We start from the raw sequence: 17,766 nt of genomic DNA, 5'->3' as shown, positions 1-17,766 counted from the left end.
CCGATGAGCGAGGAACGCGGCGGGCAACTGCTGGTGCTGACCAAGATCAGCCGAATTCTGGACAGCTTCTCGCTGGACCGACCGGAGCTCGGCCTGACCGAGCTCCGGCGGCGTACCGGGCTGCCCGCCTCCACCCTGCAGCGGCTGGTCGCCAGCCTGGTCGAGGAGGGGTTCCTGGATCGGGCCGGCACCGGATACCGGATCGGGGCGCGGTTGGCCTACTGGGCCGCCGGGGCGTCGGGTGGGATCGACCTGTTGGAAGTGGTCCGGCCGGTGCTGGAGGAGCTGCGCGATCTGACCGGTGAGACGGCCTGCTTCTATCAGCCCTCGGCCGATCTGCGGGTCTGCACCGCGGTCGCGGAGACCCGGCACGACCTGCGTCGGCCGATGCGGGTGGGGCAGGTGCTGCCGCTGCACGCCGGCTCGGCCGGGCGGGTGATGATGGCCTTCGACGAGCGGTTGGCGGACCGGGTGCTGTCCGGCGGCCTGGACTCGCTGACCGACCGCACGATCACCGACGGCGACACCCTGCGCGGGCTGCTCGCCGAGACCCGGGAGCTCGGGTACGCCGTCAGCAGCGGTGAGCGGGAGAGCGGTGCCACCGGGCTGAGCGCACCGGTCTTCGACGCGCATCGCGATCTGGTCGGCGCGGTCACGGTGATGGGTCCGGCCTTCCGGCTCTCCCCCGACGACTGGGTGGACCCCGTGCGCACCGCCGCCGAACGCATCACCCGGATGATCGGCGGCCGGCGAGCCCCGGTGTCACCCACGCTCATCGAGTAGCTCGGCGGCCACTGCTGCCGATTCGCGCGGTCGGATCGATCGCGCCGGTCGATCTGGATGCTCCTGTTGTCGTCTCCCCGGGCGCGGGCTGCTTGGTGGCCGGACCTGATCGGGGCACGGGCCGACTGCGCGACCCAACTCTCACTCTGCGGCTTGTATGCGGCCCGCGGTATGAGAATTGAGCCGGAGAGTGGGAACGGCAGTTCAGGGAGGACGGTCGTTTCGGTTGGGCCATGCGGAATTTGCGGCTCGATCGAGGAATCGGCCGTTCTGGTCGCCGATCGCGAATCGAGCCGCAGATTCCGAAGGCAGGCGGTCAGGCGGCCCGGCCCCGGGCCGCGGATCTCGATGCTGCCTCGCGGCCGGCGGCTGCAGTTGCGCATCGGGGCGCGACTGCAGCCGGGGCCGTACGAGCTACCCGATGAGCCGGAGCGGGAGCTTCACTCCTGGAACGGACTGGGGTCCCCGGCACCGGCACGGTCGACGGTCACCTCGTCGCCGACGAAGTTCACCACGGTGGTCGGATCGGTGCCGACATCACCGGAATCGAGCACCGCATCGACCTGGTTGCCGAGCTCCTCGTTGATCTCCCAGCCCTCGGTCATCGGCTCGGTGCGCCCGGGCAGGATCAGCGTGGAGGACATCAGCGGCTCACCGAGCGCGTCCAGCAGCGCCAGCGTGGTGCGGTGGTCGGGGATCCGCACGCCGACGGTCTTCTTCTTCGGGTGCAGCATCTGCTTGGGCACCTCTTTGGTGGCCTCCAGGATGAAGGTGTACTGCCCCGGTGTCGCGGCCTTGACCGCGCGGAACACGTCATTGTCCATCTGGACGAACTGGCCCAGTTGCGCGAAGTCCTTGCAGACAAGGGTGAAATGGTGTTTGTCGTCGAGCTGGCGGATACGTCGGATCCGGTCCAGTCCGTCCTTGTTGCCCAATCGACAGCCGAGTGCGAAACCGGAGTCGGTGGGATAGGCGACCAGGCCGCCGTCGGTGAGGATCTGCACCACCTGGCCGAGCGCGCGCGGCTGGGGATTGTCGGGGTGGACGTCGAAATACCTTGCCATGTCCGGAGTCTAGACATGCCGCCTCCGGGGCGGGCAACCCCCTACTAGAGTCGCTTCGTGAGCATCTTCGACATCGGTCTGGACCAGTTGCGTCGGCGCACCAGCATGAAGTGGCGCGCCTACCCCACCGACGTGCTGCCGATGTGGGTCGCCGAGATGGACTGCCGGCCCGCCCCCGCGGTCGCCGAGGTGCTGCATACCGCGATCGATGAGGGCGACACCGGTTACCCGATCGGCACCGACTACGAGCAGGCGTACGCCGAGTTCGCGGCCGATGTCTGGGGCTGGCGGTTCGATCCGGCCCGGCAGGCGATCATCGTGCCCGATGTGATGCAGGGCATCGTGCAGGTGCTCGATCTGCTCGGCACCCGGGGTGCGCCGGTGGTGATCAATCCCCCGGTCTACCCGCAGTTCTACAAGTACCTCGGCTGGGCCCAGCGCGAGGTGATCGAGGCTCCGCTGACCGAGGACGGCCGGATCGATCTCGCGACCCTGGAGGCCGCGTTCACCCGCAGCGACGGGCCGCGGCCGGAGGCGTACCTGCTCTGCAACCCGCACAATCCGCACGGCACCGTGCACACCCCCGAGGAGCTCACCGCGGTCCTGGAGCTGGCCAACCGGCACGGCGTGCGGATCGTCTCCGACGAGATCCACGCACCCCTGGTCGCCACGCCGGCCCGGCACACCCCGATCCTGGCGCTGCCCGGCAGCGACGAGGCGATCATCGTCACCTCGGCCTCGAAGTCGTGGAATCTGGCCGGGCTGAAGGCGGGGCTGGCGATCGGCGGGGCGGCGGTGGCCGACCGGCTGCGCACCATGCCCGATCAGGTCACCCACTCCGCCAGCCATCTGGGCATCGTCTCGCACGTCGCCGGCCTGCGGCACGGCCGGGACTGGCTGCAGCAGCTGCTGACCGAGATCGAGGCCAACAAGCGGCTGCTCGGTGAGCTGCTCGCCGATCAGCTGCCGGGGGTCCGGTTCGTCGCCCAGCCCGGCACCTATCTCGCCTGGCTCGACTGCCGCGAACTCGATCTTTCCGATCCCCACAAGGAATTCCTGGCCGCCGGCGTCGCCCTGAACGACGGTGTGGCCTTCGGCACCGGGGGCGCCGGGCACGTCCGGATGAACCTGGCCACCTCACCGGAGATCATCACCGAGGGCGTCCGGCGGATGGCGAAGGTACGCGGCTGAACCAGCGGGAAGAGGTCAGTCGGCTTCGAGCAGGTCGGCGCGAGCGCTCGCGCTGGCGCGTACCTCCCGGATCCCGAGCAGGGACAGGAAGATCGTCGGTGCCCGATGGCTGGTGGTGACCCGCACCGTGCCCGCGTCCAGGCTCGCCGATCCGGTCACCGGGCCGGAGGCGGCCAGATAGCGGTTGGCGGCGCTCAGGGCGGCACCGGGGTCGCTGCGCCCGGCGACCCGGCTGGGCGCCCCGGCATCGGTCGCTGCCCGCGCCGCACCCGCGGCCACCGCCTCGGCACGGCGGGCGGCGGTGACCTGCTGTCCGCCGTCGACGACCAGGCCGGCGAGGATCAGCAGCGCGAGCACCCAGAACAGCACGAGCACCGAGGTGGACATCCCCCGCTCGTCCGGCCGCCGCAGGCCGCGTACCCATCGCACCCGACCAGCATCGCGCACCCACCACCCCCGCCACCAGAGCCGCCTCCCGCTTTTCCACAGGTCACTTTCCCTCGGGCGGGCCTTGCCAAATAGGCTGGTCCAGCACGTCACCAATCGGAGGTCTCCCCCATGGTCAACAAGGTCGCCCTGCTCACCGCCGGCGGGTTCGCCCCCTGCCTGTCCGCCGCCATCGGCGGGCTGATCGAGCGCTACACCGCTCTGTCCCCCGATACCGAGATCATCGCCTACAAGCACGGATATCAGGGCCTGCTCAGCGGTGACTACTTCACCGTCACCGACGAGGTACGCCGCAACGCGGGTGTGCTGCGCGACTTCGGCGGCTCCCCGATCGGCAACTCCCGGGTGAAGCTGACCAATGCCGAGGATCTGGTGAAGCGCGGCCTGGTGCAGCCCGGTGACAACCCGCTGCAGGTGGCCGCCGAACGGCTGACCGCCGACGGGGTGGATGTGCTGCACACCATCGGCGGCGACGACACCAACACCACCGCCGCCGATCTGGCGGCGTACCTGGCCGAGCAGAACCATCCGCTGATCGTGGTCGGCCTGCCGAAGACGATCGACAACGACGTGGTGCCGATCAAGCAGTCGCTGGGTGCCTGGACCGCGGCCGATCAGGGCGCGCTGTTCGCCGAGAACGTCGTCGCCGAACACAACTCCAGCTCCCGGATGCTGATCGTGCACGAGGTGATGGGCCGCAACTGCGGTTGGCTCACCGCCGCCACCGCCCGGGCGTACCGGAAGTGGCTGGCGACGCGCCAGTGGGTGCCGGAGATCGGTCTCTCCCGGGAGGCCTGGGATGTGCACGGGGTCTATGTGCCCGAGGCCCGCCTCGATCTGGACGCCGAGGCCGAGCGGCTGCGGGGCGTGATGGACACCGTCGGCAACGTGACGGTGTTCCTGTCCGAGGGCGCCGGAGTGGACTCGATCGTCGCCCAACTGGAGGCCAGCGGTCAGGAGGTGCCGCGGGATCCCTTCGGGCACGTCAAGCTGGACAAGATCAACCCGGGTGCCTACTTCGGCAAGGAATTCGCCGAGCGGCTCGGTGCGGAGAAGGTGCTGGTGCAGAAGTCCGGTTACTTCTCCCGGTCCGCCGCCGCCAACCAGGCCGATCTGGCGCTGATCCAGCGCTGCACCGATCTGGCCGTGGACAGCGCGCTGCGCGGCGAGTCCGGGGTCACCGGTGAGGACACCGAACGCGGGGACGAGCTGCGGGTGATCGAGTTCGACCGGATCGCCGGTGGCAAGCCGTTCGATCTGGACACCGACTGGTACCAGGAGATGCTGCGCGAGATCGGCCAGCAGCAACCGCAACCGGTCAAGGGCTGACAGACCGACAGGACTCGGGGATGCTCTGGAAATGGGGGTTCCGGGCCCTCACCGGACTGATGATCCTGCTGCTGGTCGGCACCGCGGTGGTGGGTGGCTGGCTCGCCTGGTCCGATGCGAAGGCGGACTGGCGGGAGGCGGACGCCACGGTCATCGAGGTGACCAGCACCAAGGTCGGCTACGGCGGCCGCGGGGCGCCGAGCTACGACCGCTATCAGCTGCGTTACCAGGCCGTGCTGGAATTCACCGACGACCGTGGCAGGTCCCATCAGGTCCGCGACCCGACGACCACCACCGGTTACCTCGAGCACGATGTCGGGGACAGCGTCCCGATCCGTTATGACGCCGATGACCCGCAGGTGGTCAGCGCCTCGTCGCGCGAGGGGGACGGCTGGGTGCCGACCTGGCGGTTCTGGGCCCTGTTCACCGCCGGTCTGGTCGTCGTCTTCGGCGGGTGTGCCTGGTTGTTCGGCTTCCTGGCCGGTGACTGGCGGTGGCCGTTCCGTGCGGGCACGGGTCTGCGGCGCTGACTGGACGACCGGTACGCCTCAGCGGCGGCGCCGGCCGAGCAGGGCGGTGATCAGCGCCCCGATGCCGGAGCCGGTGAGCAGCCCGGCCGTGTAGCCCTTGCGCATGCTCGCCTGCGCCCGGCGGTCCGCGTCGGAGGCCAGCACCGGCGCCTGCTCCTCGGTGAACAGGTGCTGGGCGTCGACATGGGCGTACCGGGCGGGGTCGGCGCCGGCGTGATCGAGCTGCCGCTGGCCGGTGACGTCCAGGCGCACCTGGACCGCCTCGGCGGTCGCCTCCCGCTCGGCGTCGGGGTCGGCCTCCAGCCCGGGCAGGGTGTCCTTGACCCGGTTGATCGTCTCGGTGCGGTGCAGCTTGGCATCCGCCGCCTCGATCTGCTGATCCTGGCGGTCCTCCTCGGCCGCCTCCCAGTGCCCGGGTACGGTCTCGACATCGGCCTGGTCGAGCAGCGGCTCGTCGGCCGGGGTCCATTTGCGGGCGATCGCCGGCTGGTTCCAGGTGGCGATCCAGGCGGCGACGAAGAGGATCAGCCGGGCGAACAGGTTGAAGAACAGCATCAGCACGATCACCGGCCCGAAGAGGGCGGCGGCCGGGTTCTTCAGGAACGAGCTGGTGAGGATGCCGGCCAGATACTGCAGCAGGACCAGCGCGACCGCGCCGATCAGCGAACCGATCAGCACCGCCTTGATCACCGGCCGGTGCTCGGGCAGCACCCGGTAGAGGAACAGGAACAGCAGCCAGCCGGCCAGGATCGACACCACGATCGACAGCAATCGGGTGATCAGCGTGATCCCGGGGACGTCCTGCAATCCGACCAGCGAGATCAGGGTGCCGGTCAGCGAGGTGGCCGCCGAGGCGATGCCGAAGGTGAGCAGCACCGCGACCAGCAGCATGATCAGGATTCCCATGTTCTTCAGGGTTTCCACGATGAAGTTGCCCTTGTTCTCGGCCATCTCGAAGTCGGGTCGCCACTGGGCGCGGACCGCGGACTTGAGGTTGCCGATCCATCCGCCGCCGGCGTACGCGGCGGACAGGATGCCGATGATGCCGATCGCCGGCCAGTTCTGCAGCGCGTTGTCGATGACCGCGAGCAGTTTGTCCTTGGTGTCCCCGGGGGCGCCCTGCAGCTGGGCGCTGATGCTGTCCTGGAGGCTGGTCAGCAGATCCGGGCGCAGGGTGGTCAGCGTCATCCCGGCGATGGCGAACGCGAACATCAGGATCGGCACCATCGCGAGCACCGAGAAGTAGGTGATCGCGCCGCCGAACTGGTTGCCGAGCCGGTTGCCGAACCGGGTGTTGGCCCGCAGCAGATGTGCCACGGTCGGGTGCTTCATGAGTTTCTTCATCCACTCCACCTCGCGCTGTGCTGTCGGTGCGAATGTATCGCCGACCCGCTCCGCGGGAACTGCACCCCCGCCTCGATCGGCGTGCCCACGGTGTCAGACTGGTCCCCCACGATCAGGACGGAGTCCGATGAGCTACCAGGTGATCGCCCAGTACCGGGCCCGGCCCGACACCGCGGATCAGGTCGCGGAGCTGCTGCCCCGGCTCGCCGCCGCCTCCCGCACCGAGGCGGGCTGCCAGGCGTACACGGTGAACCGGGACCTCGAGGACACCGCACGCTTCGTGATCGTCGAGACCTACCGCACCGCCGAGGATCTGGCGACGCATCGGGAGACCGAGCACTTCAACGAGATCGCCGTCGGCCAGATCATTCCGCTGCTGGCGCACCGGGAGGTCTCCGCCGGCCAGCTCGACCCCGTCTGAGCACCGGTCACCTCGCCACCTCGCTGGGGCGGCCGAGTTCGGGTACCACCAGCGGCGTACCGGTGACCGGGTCCGGCACCACCCGCGAGGCCAAGCCGAACACCCGGCGGACCAGCTCGGCGTCGACGATCTCACTGGGTGCGCCCTCGGCGACCACGGCCCCGTCGCGCATCGCGATCACGTGATCGGCATAGCGGAAGGCCTGGTTGAGATCGTGCAGGACGGCGACGAGGGTACGCCCGTGCTCGCGGTTCAGCGTCCGGAACAGTTCCAGCAGCTCGATCTGGTGGGCGATGTCGAGATAGGTGGTCGGCTCGTCGAGCAGCAGCAGTTCGGTGTCCTGGGCCAGTGTCATCGCGATCCAGACCCGCTGCCGCTGGCCGCCGGAAAGCTCGTCCAGCAAGCGATTCGCGAGCTCCTCGATCCCGGTCGCCGCCAATGCGGCGGCGACCGCGGCCTCGTCGGCCTCCGACCACTGTTTGAGGAACGACTGGTGCGGATAGCGGCCCCGGCCGACCAGATCGGCGACGGTGATCCCGTCGGGTGCGATCGAGGTCTGTGGCAGCAGCGCCAGCCGGCGGGCAACCTCCTTGGCCGGCAGGGTGTGGATGTCCCGGCCGTCCAGCACCACCTCCCCCGCCGTCGGCCGCAGCAGCCGGGACAGGGCCCGCAGCAGCGTCGATTTGCCGCAGGCATTGGGACCGATGATCGCGGTGAACGCGTTGTCGGGCACCTCGACGGTGAGGCCGTGGGAGATCGGCCGCCCGTCATAACCCAGGTCGACGGTGCTGGTCAGCAGTCGGTTCGTCATCGGCGTCTCGCCTCCCGTGTCAACAGCCAGATCAGGTACGCCCCGCCCAGGCAGCCGGTCACCACGCCGACCGGGACCTGGGTGGGCGCGAAGGCCCGCAGTGCGAACAGGTCGGCACCGGTGAGCAGCAGCGCACCGAGCGCGGCCGCGCCGAGCAGATCGGCCCCCGGCGTACCGGTCAGCCGGCGCGCCAGCTGGGGCGCGACCAGCGCGACGAAGGCGACCGGCCCGGCGACCGCGGTGACCGCAGCCACCAGAGCGACGCCGAGCACCACCAGCCACAACCGCCACCGATCGGGGCGGGCGCCGAGGGCTGCGGCGGTGTCGTCACCGAGTTCCAGCAGGTGCAGTGAGCGGCCGGCGAACACCGCCACCAGCAGCAGCGCGCCGGTGATCAGCACCGCCGGCGCGACCTGGGCCCAGCGCAACCCGTTCAGGGTGCCGGCGCCGAACATGGCGGCCGCCATCGCCGCCTCCAGTTCGGCCGACAGCAGCAACCAGTGGTTCACCGCGCTGAGCATCGCCGAGATGCCGATGCCGACGATCACCAGCCGCAGGCCAGCCGATCCGTGCCGTGCCGCCAGCAGTTGCACCACCAGTGCGGTGGCGAGTCCGCCGATCAGGGCGCCCAGGGTGGCGCCGAACTGGTCACCGCCGAGCACCAGCAGCACCACCAGCGCTCCGGTGTAGGCGCCGGTGGAGAAGCCGATCACGTCCGGGCTGCCCAACGGGTTGCGGGTGAGGGACTGGAAGATCGCCCCGGAGACACCGAGCGCGGCCCCGAACACCAGCGCCGCGACCACCCTGGGCAACCGCCACTGGGTGACCACGATCCCGGACAGTCCGTCACCCTGACCGACCAGGGCGCGCAACACCTCCGGCACCGGGATCGGCAGTTCCCCGGTGCCGAGCGCGAGCACACCGAGCACCAGCGCGGCAGCCAGCACCAGCGCGGAGACGATCAGCTGCCGCGGGCGGAGGCGTACGCTGACCTGCCCGAAACACAACGTGGGCAGGGAATCGCGGGGAACCAGGGTGTCGTTGCGGGTCACAGTGTGCGCACCCGTCGGGCTCGGGCCACGGCGACCAGCACCGGGCCACCGATGAAGGCGGTGACGACTCCGACGGGTACCTCGCCGGAGGTGAGTCGGCGGCCGATCACATCGGCGACCAGCAGCAGGGTGGGTGAGGCCAGCACGCTGAGCCCGACCACCCAGCGCTGGTCCGGGCCGGCGACCCGGCGTACCGCGTGCGGCACGATCAGCCCGACGAAGGCGATCGCACCGGCGACCGCGGTCGAGGCGCCGGCGAGCAGGGTGACGGCCAGCACCGCGAGCACCCGGGTACGCCCCAGCCGCGCGCCGACCGCGCGGGCCAGGTCGTCACCGAGGGCGATCGCGTTCAGCCCGCGGGTCAGCCCGAGGGCCAGCAGCAGGCCGACGACGATGAACGGGGCGGCGACCAGCACCGGTTCCATCGACCGCACATCCAGGGTGCCGAGCTGCCAGGCGCGCAGCTGGTCATAGGCACGGGGCCGGAGCAGGGCGAGTCCCTGGCCCAGGCCGAGCAGCACCGCACCCAGCGCCACCCCGGCCAGGGTGAGCCGGGCCGGATCGGCCGCACCGCGTCCCCCGCCCCCGACCAGATAGACGCCGACAGCCGCCAGGATCGCGCCGACCAGCGCGAACCAGATGGTGACCAGTGTCGTCGTGCTGCCCAGGAAACCGACGCCGAGCACGATCGCGAAGGCGGCACCGGCGTTCACGCCGAGCAGTCCCGGATCGGCCAGCGGATTGCGGGTGACGGCCTGCATCAGCGCACCGGCCACCCCGAGACCGGCGCCAGCGAGCAGTCCGGTGAGCGTGCGGGGCAGCCGACCGTCCCAGATCACGGCGTGGTCCGGCAGCGTGGGATCGGGTGCGGTCAGGGCATCGAGGACCACGGGGATGGGGATGGGCCGGGCGCCGACGGCCAGGCTGGCGAGCAGCGAGGCCAGCAGCAGGATCAGCAGGGCCAGCGCGAGCAGGCCATTGCGGCGATGGTGTGGCCGCAGCGTTGCCGGGCGATCCGCGCGCCGATGCTCGGTCGGCAACGGCTCGGCTGTGGTGCTCGGCACGCTCCTCCTCGGCGATGGCGGGCCGGCGCGATGCGGCGGCAACTGGACAAGGCTAGCAGTTAGGCTAGCCTTCCCTTCATGTCTCTTCGATCTGTGACGCGCCGCAGCGTACCCGTCCTGCTCGCCGTGCTGATGCTCTGGCTGACCGGTTGCGCCGCCGGCGAGGCCCGGCCCTCCGGTGGGGCGGGCAATACCGAGGTGGCGACTGGCGGCAAGGGCTTCGGCAGTGCCGAACAGCAGACCGCGGCCATGGGTTCGGACGCGGCACCGGGGGTCTTCCCGCGGACGATCAAGCACGCGAACGGCACCACCGAGATCAAGCAGAAGCCGCAGCGGGTCGTGGTGCTGGACACCGGTGAGCTGGACGCCGCGGTCAGCCTCGGCGTGATCCCGGTCGGCCTGTCCACCAACGAGGGGGCCAACCCGGTGCCGAGCTATCTCGCGCCGCAGGTGATCGATGCCCGACGGGTCGGGGAGATGAACAACCTCAACCTGGAGGCGATCGCGGCACTCAAGCCCGATCTGATCCTGAGCAGCAAGCTGCGCCACGACAAGCTCTATCCGCAGCTTTCCCAGATCGCGCCCACCGTCTTCAGCGTGCGCCCCGGTTACACCTGGAAGGAGAACTTCCGGCTCGCCGCGGATGCGCTCGGCGAGGAGACCAGGGGCGATGCGGTGATGAAGTCCTATGACGATGCGGCCGCGGCCCTGAAGACCAAGGTGGGTGCGAATCCGCCCAAGGTCTCGCTGGTGCGGTTCATGCCCGGCAAGTTGCGTCTGTACGCCAACAAGTCGCTCATCGGCGTGATCCTGGCCGATGCCGGTTTCCAGCGCCCGGAGAACCAGAACGTCGACGAGCTCGCGGTCGAGATCTCCCCGGAGAACATCAGCCAGGCCGATGCCGATCTGGTCTTCTGGAGCAGCTACGGCGATCCGGGTGCCACCGGTGAGACCGCAACCATCGAGGGCGCCGGCTGGAAGGCGCTGCCCGCGGTGCAGCAGGGCCGGGCCCATCGCGTCAGCGACGACACCTGGTTCCTCGGGCTCGGCCCGACCGGTGCGCAGGCGATCCTCGCCGACCTGCAGGGGTTCGTCGGCGCCAGCTGATCGCCCGATTCGCGATCCATCGATCCTTCCGGCCACCCATTGATTGCTGCGGCAATCGATGGGTGGCCTTTTGGTTCGATGGATGGAATCTGCACCATTGCGTGGACCAATGGCTCCATTGTCTCACGTAATGGACAGCCTTTTGCACCACTCGCGCCGACCTGTTTAGAGTTTCGGCCATGTTCAACGCGACGCATCCCGCCCGCTGGCTGATCCAGCTCGCCATGCCTCGTTGTTGGTGCATGTGTATGTGCGGTCGCTGACCCGCGACCATTTCCCGCCCGGGCCGGCGCCCGTTCGACCGCCCGGCCGCACCGTCCGCACCTGAGTCGGCGCGGGTCCATCATCAGATATCACCGGTGACCGGTTCGTGACGCGCATTTCGCCCCGACCGGGCAATTTCGCGTACCCGATCGCGCTTTCCACCCCAGAAGCCGGTTCCACCCTGCCCGAAATCAAATCGAATTCGAAGGAAACAGCAGATGACCATCATCGAGAACAACAACACCCGCACCGAAACGACCGAGATCACCGTCGAGAAGGTGACCGACTCCATCGGCGCCCGGATCCACGGGGTCCGGATCGGCGACGACCTCTCCCCCGACGCCGTCGACACGATCCGCCGGGCCCTGCTGGAGCACAAGGTGATCTTCTTCCCCGGCCAGCAGCACGTCACCGACGCCGAGCAGTACGAGTTCGCCGAGCGGCTCGGTACTCCGACCTCACCCCATCCGACCGTCCGCGGCCGCGAGCACTCGGTGCTGCAGATCAACTCCGAACACGGCAAGGCGAACAGCTGGCACACCGATGTCACCTTCGTGGACCGCATCCCCGCGATCAGCATCCTGCGCGCGGTGCAACTGCCCCAGTGGGGCGGCACCACCGTCTGGGCCAACACCGTCACCGCCTACCAGCGGCTGCACCCGGCCCTGCGGGCACTGGCCGACCGGCTCTGGGCGGTGCACACCAACCTCTACGACTACGTGGCCGACCGCGACGAACGCCGCATCGGTGGCGTCGACGTGCGCGAGCAGGCGTATCGCGAGGAGTTCCGCTCCCAGGTCTTCGAGACCGAGCACCCGCTGGTCCGCGTCCACCCCGAGACCGGTGAGCGGGCCCTGCTGGCCGGCCACTTCATCAAGCGGATCGTCGGGCTCAGCTCGAACGACTCCAAGGCGATCTTCGATCTGCTGCAACACCACATCACCCGGCTGGAGAACACCGTCCGCTGGAACTGGTCCGATGGCGACATCGCCGTCTGGGACAACCGCGCCACCCAGCACTACGGGGTCGCCGACTATGGCGACCAGCACCGGGTGCTGCACCGGATCACGGTCGCCGGCGACGTCCCGGTGAGCATCGACGGCGTCCGGTCCACACCCCGCCAGGGCGACGCCTCCGCCTTCTCCCCCGTCGACCCCGTCGACTGATTCCCAACCCCACAAGGAAAGAACGGCCGATGACCGCGAACCCGCCACTGAGCCGACGCCGATTGCTGCAGACCGCGGCCGGCGGCGGTGCCGCACTCGCCGTGCTCGGCGCGGCCGGCTGCCGCTCGGCAGTCAGCCGCGCCGCAGGGCCGACCGGTGAGGCCGGTCGACCGGTCCGCGGCGGCACCATCAACGCCGGGATCACCACCGACCTGATCCCCGGCAACTTCTTCACCAACACCACCGAGGGCATCACCGTCCTGATCGGGCTCGCCTTCGACACCCTGATCCGCTACCGCGCCGACTCGATCACCCCGACCCCGTGGCTGGCGACGTCCTGGCAGCTCGCCGACGACGGCCGCAGCCTCACCCTCGACCTCCGCGACGACGTCCGCTTCCACTCCGGTCGGCCGTTCACCGCGAAGGATGTGGAGTTCTCGATCCGGACCTACGCCGACCCGCTGTGGACCGCGCAGCTGAAGAGCACCGCGGCGGCGGTGACCAGCTTCGACACCACCGACCCGTATCGGATCGTGCTCGGTTTCGCCCACCCGTTGGGCAACATCTTCGATCTGCTGGACACCGTCCCGATCGTCGACTCCGAGACTCTCGGCGACCTGCGCAACGGCAGCCGGTTCATCGGCACCGGCCCGTTCCGGGTGACGGGTTGGACGCCCAACTCCCGGCTCAGTTTCGAACGCAACCCCGACTACTGGGTGCCCGGCCGGCCCTATGCCGATGCCGTCGAGGTGACGGTGATTCCCGATGCGAAGGCGTTGCTGTCGGCCCTGCGCTCGGGTCAGATCGATTTCGCCGAGGGGCTCAGCTATCTGGACACCGCCACCGTCACCAGCCGGTCCGGGTTCGCCGATCTGCAGTTGACCGGTGCGGAGAAGCAGCTCTACGTCGGTTCCAACGTCCGGGCGAAACCCCTGGACGATCCGCGGGTGCGCCAGGCCATCGCGTACGCCCTGGATCGCGACCGGATCGTGGCGGAGGTGCTGCGCGGGGTCGGATACCCGATCAACCTGCCCTGGCCGCGCTATTCCCCCGCCTTCGACGCGGCCCGGAATTCCACCTACACACGAGATCTCGCCAGGGCCAAGGAGTTGGTGGCGCAGGTCGGTACGCTGCCGACGATCCCGTTCACCTACACCAGTCCGCAGCCGCTGCTCGATCCCACCGCGGCGATCATCCAGGCCGATCTGGCCGAGGTCGGCATCGCGGTGGAACTGCAGCCCATCGACAACTCCCAGTTCGCCAAACAGCTGATCGGGGCGAAGTTCCCCGGGCTGTGGCTGGCCATCCACTCCTGGGCGCAGTACACCCCGTCCACGCTGACGGTCAGCGCCTATCCGTTCAATGCACACAAGAACGCATCGCAGTTCACCTCGGAGCGCTACATCGCCGCCGCGGACGCCGCCTGGTCGATCCCCGACGGTGACTCACCGCAGGCGCGGCAGGCGTACGCGAAGGTCTCGGACAACCTGCTCGACTCACTGTTCCTGTCCGAGATCGCGATCGCGCTGCCCCAGTGGGCCCGCTCCACCCGGCTCCAGGGGACCGGGTGGACGAAGCGGTCCGAGGTGCTGCTCACCGATGCCTGGTTGACAGGAGACCGACCATGACCCGATACCTGCTGCGGCGGCTGCCGTCCGCGCTGCTGGTCCTGGTGCTGGCCTCGATGCTGATCTTCGGCATCCTGCGGCTGGTACCCGGCGATCCGGCCACCACCCTCGCCGGTCCGGACGCCACCCCCGAGGCCGTCGCCGCCATCCGGCACAGTCTCGGTCTGGATCTGTCGGTCCCCGAGCAGTACCTGGTCTGGGTGGGCAATCTGCTCCGCTTCGATCTGGGCCGCTCGTATCTGATTGGTGGTTCGATCAGCGAGCTGGTGCTCAGCGGGTTGGCGAACACCCTGGTGCTCTCCGGTGCGGCGATCCTGCTCGCGGTGCTGCTCAGCCTGGCCACCGCACTGCTCTGGGTCGGCTCCCGGTCGCGCTTCCTGGAGGCCCTCCTCACCGCCAGCAACACCCTGGCGGTCGCCCTGCCGACCTTCGTCACCGGCGTACTGCTGGTGCTGGTCTTCGGGGTCTGGCTGCCGATCCTGCCCTCGGGTGGCGTACCGCCGAACGGCTTTCTCGCCGAACCCGACATCGCAGCCCAATACCTGCTGCTGCCGGCGGTCTGCCTGGCCCTGCCCAGCTCGGCGAGCCTGGCCCGCTTCCTCGCCGAATCCTTGCGCAGCGAGCTTTCCGCGCCCCATGTGATGACCGCACGGGCCGCCGGCGTTCCGGAACGCCGGATCCTGCTCGCCCATGCCCTGCCGGCCGCCCTGCCCACCTATCTCACCGCCCTCGGCCTGCAGGCCGGCGCCCTGCTGGGTGGCGCCGTGCTGGTGGAGGCGATCTTCAGTTGGCCCGGTCTGGGCCAGCTCGCCGCCCAGGCGATCGACCGACGCGACTACCCCGTCGTGCAGGTCCTGCTGCTGCTCTCGGTGGCACTCTTCGTGGTCATCCAGCTGGCCACCGACCTGTTGCACGCCTACCTGGATCCGCGGATCCGGATCGGAGCCTGAAATGACCATCGACACCACCACCCGCGACGAACCGGTCGATCTCGCCGTCACCACCGGCCGACCCGAGCTGACCCCTGCGGCCGACGCGGGAGCCGAGGTGACCCGCCCGGTGACCGCGGCGCACCGCTGGCGAACCGCGTGGCTGTCCGGCCGCGGGCTGCTCGGCCTGGTGCTGCTGACCTCGTTGATCGCGGTGGCGCTGCTGGCACCGGTGCTGGCCCCCTACTCACCCACCCAGCAGCTCCCGCGCGCCAACCTGCTCGGCCCGAACCCGGCCCATCTGCTCGGCACCGACCAGGTGAACCGGGATGTCTTCTCCCGCACCCTCCACGGGTTGCGCACCGATCTGCTGATCGTCTTCGTCGCGGTCCCGATCGGGGCGGTCCTCGGCACCCTGCTCGCCCTGGCGGGCACCCTGGTCGGTGCGGTGGACATCGCCCTGCAGCGATTCTTCGATGTGTTGCTGGCATTCCCGACGCTGATCTTCGCGATCGGTCTCACCGCGGTGATCGGCCCCGGCACCTGGACGGTGATCGTGGTGATCGCGGTGGTGGAGACCCCGATCTTCGCTCGTCTGCTGCGGGCCTCGATCCTCCGGGTCTCCGCGCTGGCCTATGTGGACGCATCGCGGTCGATCGGCGCGGGCTCCGGTTGGGTGCTGCGTCGCCATGTGTTGCCGAACGCGTCCCAGCCGCTCGGGGTGCAGTTGGCGATCTCGTTGTCGTTGGCCGTCTTCGTGGAGAGTGCGATGAGTTTCCTGGGGATCGGGGTACGCCCGCCGCAGCCCTCGCTCGGCAGTCTGATCGCCGACGGCATCAACTACGTCAGCTTCAATCCGGCGTACGCCGTCGGCCCGCTCGCCGTCGTCGTGGTGCTCGTGCTCGCCCTCCAGCTGCTCGCCCAGGCGCTCGTCGGCACCGGACGGATCACCCGGTGAGCGCGGAGGTGCTGCGGGTCCGCGATCTGCGGATCCGCTTCGGTGACAGCGATACCGCTGCCGTCGACGGGGTGAGCTTCGGCCTCGCCCGCGGCGAGGTGCTGGCGATGGTCGGTGAATCCGGATCGGGCAAGACCATCACCGGGCAGGCGATCCTGGGACTGCTGCCGAGCAGCGCCCGCGCCACCGGTTCGATCGAGCTCGCCGCCGATGACGAACCCGCGATGGAGCTGCTGGCCGGGTCCGGGGTCGACTGGCGGGCCGTGCGGGGGCGACGGGTCGCGATGATCTTCCAGGAGCCACAGACCGCGCTCAACCCGGTCCGCACCATCGGGTGGCAACTCACCGAGGCGATCCGCGCCCATCGACCGGTGGGTCGCCGGGCCGCGTCACACCGGGCGAGCGAGCTGCTGGAGACCGTCGGCCTGCCCGAACCCGCACGACTGGCCGCGGCATATCCGCACCAGCTCTCCGGTGGCCAGAAGCAGCGGGTGGTGATCGCCCTGGCCCTGGCCGGTGACCCCGCGGTGCTGATCGCCGACGAGCCGACCACCGCGCTCGATGTCACCGTGCAGGCGGAAATCCTTGCCCTGTTGGCAGAGTTGCGGGATCGACTGGACACCGGGGTGCTGCTGATCACCCACAACATGGGGGTCGTCGCCGAGCTGGCCGATCGGGTGCTGGTGCTGCGGTCCGGGCAGCTGGTCGAGACCGGTGCGGTGGTCCCGCTGTTCGAGTCACCCGAGCACGGTTACACCCGCTCCCTGCTGTCGGCGGTACCGCGGCTGCCGGTCGACCAGGGGCCGGCCGAATCCGTGACCGAGCCGACCGACACCGAGACCCCGATCCTGGCGTACCGGGAGGTGAGCATCGACCACACCGGCCGCTGGGGGCATACGCCGGTCCGCGCGGTGTCCGGGGTGAGCCTCACCGTGCCCCGGGGTCGGGTGCTGGGCGTGGTCGGCGAGTCCGGATCGGGCAAGACCACCCTGGCTCGGGCGGCGCTGGGAGCGATCCCGGTGGCGGCCGGTCAGGTGCTGGTGACCGGGACCGACCTCGCCCGCACGACCGGGGCGACCAGGCGGGGCCTGTTGCGCCGCATCGGTGTGGTGCATCAGGATCCGGCGAGCACCCTGGATCCGCTGCTCAGCGTCGGTGACAGCATCGCCGAACCGATCCAGGTGCATCGGGCTCTGCCGCCGCGGGCGGCCCGGAAACGGGTCGCGGAACTGCTGGAGCAGGTGAGCCTGCCCGCGGCCTTCGCGGCCCGGCGGCCGCACGAGTTGTCCGGTGGTCAACGGCAGCGGGTCGCCCTGGCCCGCGCGTTGGCCCTGGGCCCGGAACTGCTCATCGCCGACGAACCGACCAGCGCTCTCGATGCGACCGTGCAGGCCTCGGTGCTCGCCCTTTTCCAACGGCTGCAGCAGGAAATGGGCTTCGCCTGCCTGTTCATCAGCCACGACCTGGCGGTCGTCGGTGAGGTCAGCGACGAGGTGCTGGTGCTCCGCGGCGGTTCGGTCGTGGAACACGGCCCGGCTCGCCGGGTGCTGACGCGTCCCGAGCAGCCCTACACCCGCGCACTGCTCGATGCGGTGCCGCTGCCCGACCCGATCGCCCAGCGCTCGCGGCTGCGGCGTACCGCCTGACTCGATCGATCCGGGAGTGCCCAAACCTTCAA

17 protein-coding genes are annotated in these 17,766 nt (G+C 69.8%); 11 read left to right on the top strand and 6 right to left on the bottom strand.

The window, feature by feature from the left end:
- Window positions 1–3: 3 nt before the first annotated feature.
- Window positions 4–783 carry an IclR family transcriptional regulator gene (locus C8D81_RS03670; RefSeq protein WP_094429559.1) on the top strand — a complete coding sequence of 260 codons (780 nt, stop codon included), beginning with the start codon at window positions 4–6 and terminating at the stop codon, window positions 781–783.
- 440 nt (window positions 784–1,223) lie between these two features.
- On the opposite strand, the gene C8D81_RS03665 is transcribed toward C8D81_RS03670, so the two are convergent.
- Window positions 1,224–1,847 (bottom strand): L-threonylcarbamoyladenylate synthase, encoded by a 624-nt coding sequence (locus tag C8D81_RS03665; RefSeq protein WP_094358348.1) that lies wholly within the window; start codon window positions 1,845–1,847, stop codon window positions 1,224–1,226.
- Between the two features lie 57 nt (window positions 1,848–1,904).
- Between C8D81_RS03665 and C8D81_RS03660 the strand changes: the two genes are divergently transcribed.
- Complete coding sequence (locus C8D81_RS03660; protein ID WP_229119399.1) at window positions 1,905–3,038, top strand: MalY/PatB family protein; 1,134 nt, start codon at window positions 1,905–1,907, stop codon at window positions 3,036–3,038.
- A 15-nt stretch (window positions 3,039–3,053) separates the two neighbouring features.
- Here the strand turns inward: C8D81_RS03660 and C8D81_RS03655 are convergent, their stop codons facing one another.
- Window positions 3,054–3,467 (bottom strand): pilus assembly protein TadG-related protein, encoded by a 414-nt coding sequence (locus C8D81_RS03655; protein ID WP_208109088.1) that lies wholly within the window; start codon window positions 3,465–3,467, stop codon window positions 3,054–3,056.
- Window positions 3,468–3,596: 129 nt separating this feature from the next.
- Here C8D81_RS03655 and C8D81_RS03650 point away from each other — a divergent pair, with 129 nt between their 5' ends.
- Both C8D81_RS03650 and C8D81_RS03645 read left to right on the top strand, forming a co-directional pair.
- Window positions 3,597–4,814, top strand: coding sequence for a pyrophosphate--fructose-6-phosphate 1-phosphotransferase (locus C8D81_RS03650; RefSeq protein ID WP_094358344.1), 1,218 nt, complete (start codon window positions 3,597–3,599; stop codon window positions 4,812–4,814).
- 20 nt (window positions 4,815–4,834) lie between these two features.
- Window positions 4,835–5,344, top strand: coding sequence for a DUF3592 domain-containing protein (locus tag C8D81_RS03645; RefSeq protein ID WP_094429558.1), 510 nt, complete (start codon window positions 4,835–4,837; stop codon window positions 5,342–5,344).
- Window positions 5,345–5,362: 18 nt separating this feature from the next.
- On the opposite strand, the gene C8D81_RS03640 is transcribed toward C8D81_RS03645, so the two are convergent.
- On the bottom strand, window positions 5,363–6,688 hold the full coding sequence (locus tag C8D81_RS03640; protein ID WP_094358340.1) for a YhjD/YihY/BrkB family envelope integrity protein: 1,326 nt from the start codon (window positions 6,686–6,688) through the stop codon (window positions 5,363–5,365).
- Between the two features lie 127 nt (window positions 6,689–6,815).
- Between C8D81_RS03640 and C8D81_RS03635 the strand changes: the two genes are divergently transcribed.
- Window positions 6,816–7,109 (top strand): putative quinol monooxygenase, encoded by a 294-nt coding sequence (locus C8D81_RS03635; protein WP_094358338.1) that lies wholly within the window; start codon window positions 6,816–6,818, stop codon window positions 7,107–7,109.
- Window positions 7,110–7,116: 7 nt separating this feature from the next.
- Here C8D81_RS03635 and C8D81_RS03630 read toward each other — a convergent pair whose 3' ends face one another.
- The 3 genes from C8D81_RS03630 to C8D81_RS03620 are packed head-to-tail and all read right to left on the bottom strand — an operon-like array spanning window position 7,117 to window position 10,036.
- Window positions 7,117–7,920, bottom strand: a complete 804-nt coding sequence (locus tag C8D81_RS03630; protein WP_094358336.1) for an ABC transporter ATP-binding protein — start codon at window positions 7,918–7,920, stop codon at window positions 7,117–7,119.
- Window positions 7,917–8,972 (bottom strand): FecCD family ABC transporter permease, encoded by a 1,056-nt coding sequence (locus C8D81_RS03625; RefSeq protein ID WP_229237910.1) that lies wholly within the window; start codon window positions 8,970–8,972, stop codon window positions 7,917–7,919. Before C8D81_RS03625 ends, C8D81_RS03630 begins: the two co-directional genes overlap by 4 nt.
- Entirely contained in the window at window positions 8,969–10,036 is a 1,068-nt protein-coding gene (locus tag C8D81_RS03620) for an iron chelate uptake ABC transporter family permease subunit (RefSeq protein ID WP_229119398.1), read from the bottom strand. The genes C8D81_RS03625 and C8D81_RS03620 overlap by 4 nt, the downstream gene beginning before the upstream one ends.
- 78 nt (window positions 10,037–10,114) lie before the next feature.
- Between C8D81_RS03620 and C8D81_RS03615 the strand changes: the two genes are divergently transcribed.
- The 6 genes from C8D81_RS03615 to C8D81_RS03590 all read left to right on the top strand — a co-directional run bounded on the left by C8D81_RS03615 (window position 10,115) and on the right by C8D81_RS03590 (window position 17,734).
- The gene (locus C8D81_RS03615) at window positions 10,115–11,143 is read left to right on the top strand and encodes an ABC transporter substrate-binding protein (protein WP_208109087.1); all 1,029 of its coding nucleotides are present in this window, start codon (window positions 10,115–10,117) and stop codon (window positions 11,141–11,143) included.
- 482 nt (window positions 11,144–11,625) lie between these two features.
- Window positions 11,626–12,573: a TauD/TfdA dioxygenase family protein gene (locus C8D81_RS03610; RefSeq protein ID WP_094429556.1), complete on the top strand. Its 948-nt coding sequence runs from the start codon at window positions 11,626–11,628 to the stop codon at window positions 12,571–12,573.
- 29 nt (window positions 12,574–12,602) lie between these two features.
- The gene (locus tag C8D81_RS03605) at window positions 12,603–14,201 is read left to right on the top strand and encodes an ABC transporter substrate-binding protein (RefSeq protein WP_133625569.1); all 1,599 of its coding nucleotides are present in this window, start codon (window positions 12,603–12,605) and stop codon (window positions 14,199–14,201) included.
- Window positions 14,198–15,151 carry an ABC transporter permease gene (locus tag C8D81_RS03600; protein WP_094358328.1) on the top strand — a complete coding sequence of 318 codons (954 nt, stop codon included), beginning with the start codon at window positions 14,198–14,200 and terminating at the stop codon, window positions 15,149–15,151. Before C8D81_RS03605 ends, C8D81_RS03600 begins: the two co-directional genes overlap by 4 nt.
- Window position 15,152: 1 nt before the next feature.
- On the top strand, window positions 15,153–16,088 hold the full coding sequence (locus C8D81_RS03595; protein WP_094429554.1) for an ABC transporter permease: 936 nt from the start codon (window positions 15,153–15,155) through the stop codon (window positions 16,086–16,088).
- Window positions 16,085–17,734, top strand: a complete 1,650-nt coding sequence (locus tag C8D81_RS03590) for a dipeptide ABC transporter ATP-binding protein (protein ID WP_133625568.1) — start codon at window positions 16,085–16,087, stop codon at window positions 17,732–17,734. The genes C8D81_RS03595 and C8D81_RS03590 overlap by 4 nt, the downstream gene beginning before the upstream one ends.
- Window positions 17,735–17,766: the final 32 nt, after the last annotated feature.

The organism is Enemella evansiae (assembly GCF_004362375.1).
Classification (GTDB): domain Bacteria; phylum Actinomycetota; class Actinomycetes; order Propionibacteriales; family Propionibacteriaceae; genus Enemella; species Enemella evansiae.
The sequence above is the reverse complement of the archived record's forward strand: the minus strand, read 5'-3'. Positions and strand labels throughout refer to the sequence as shown.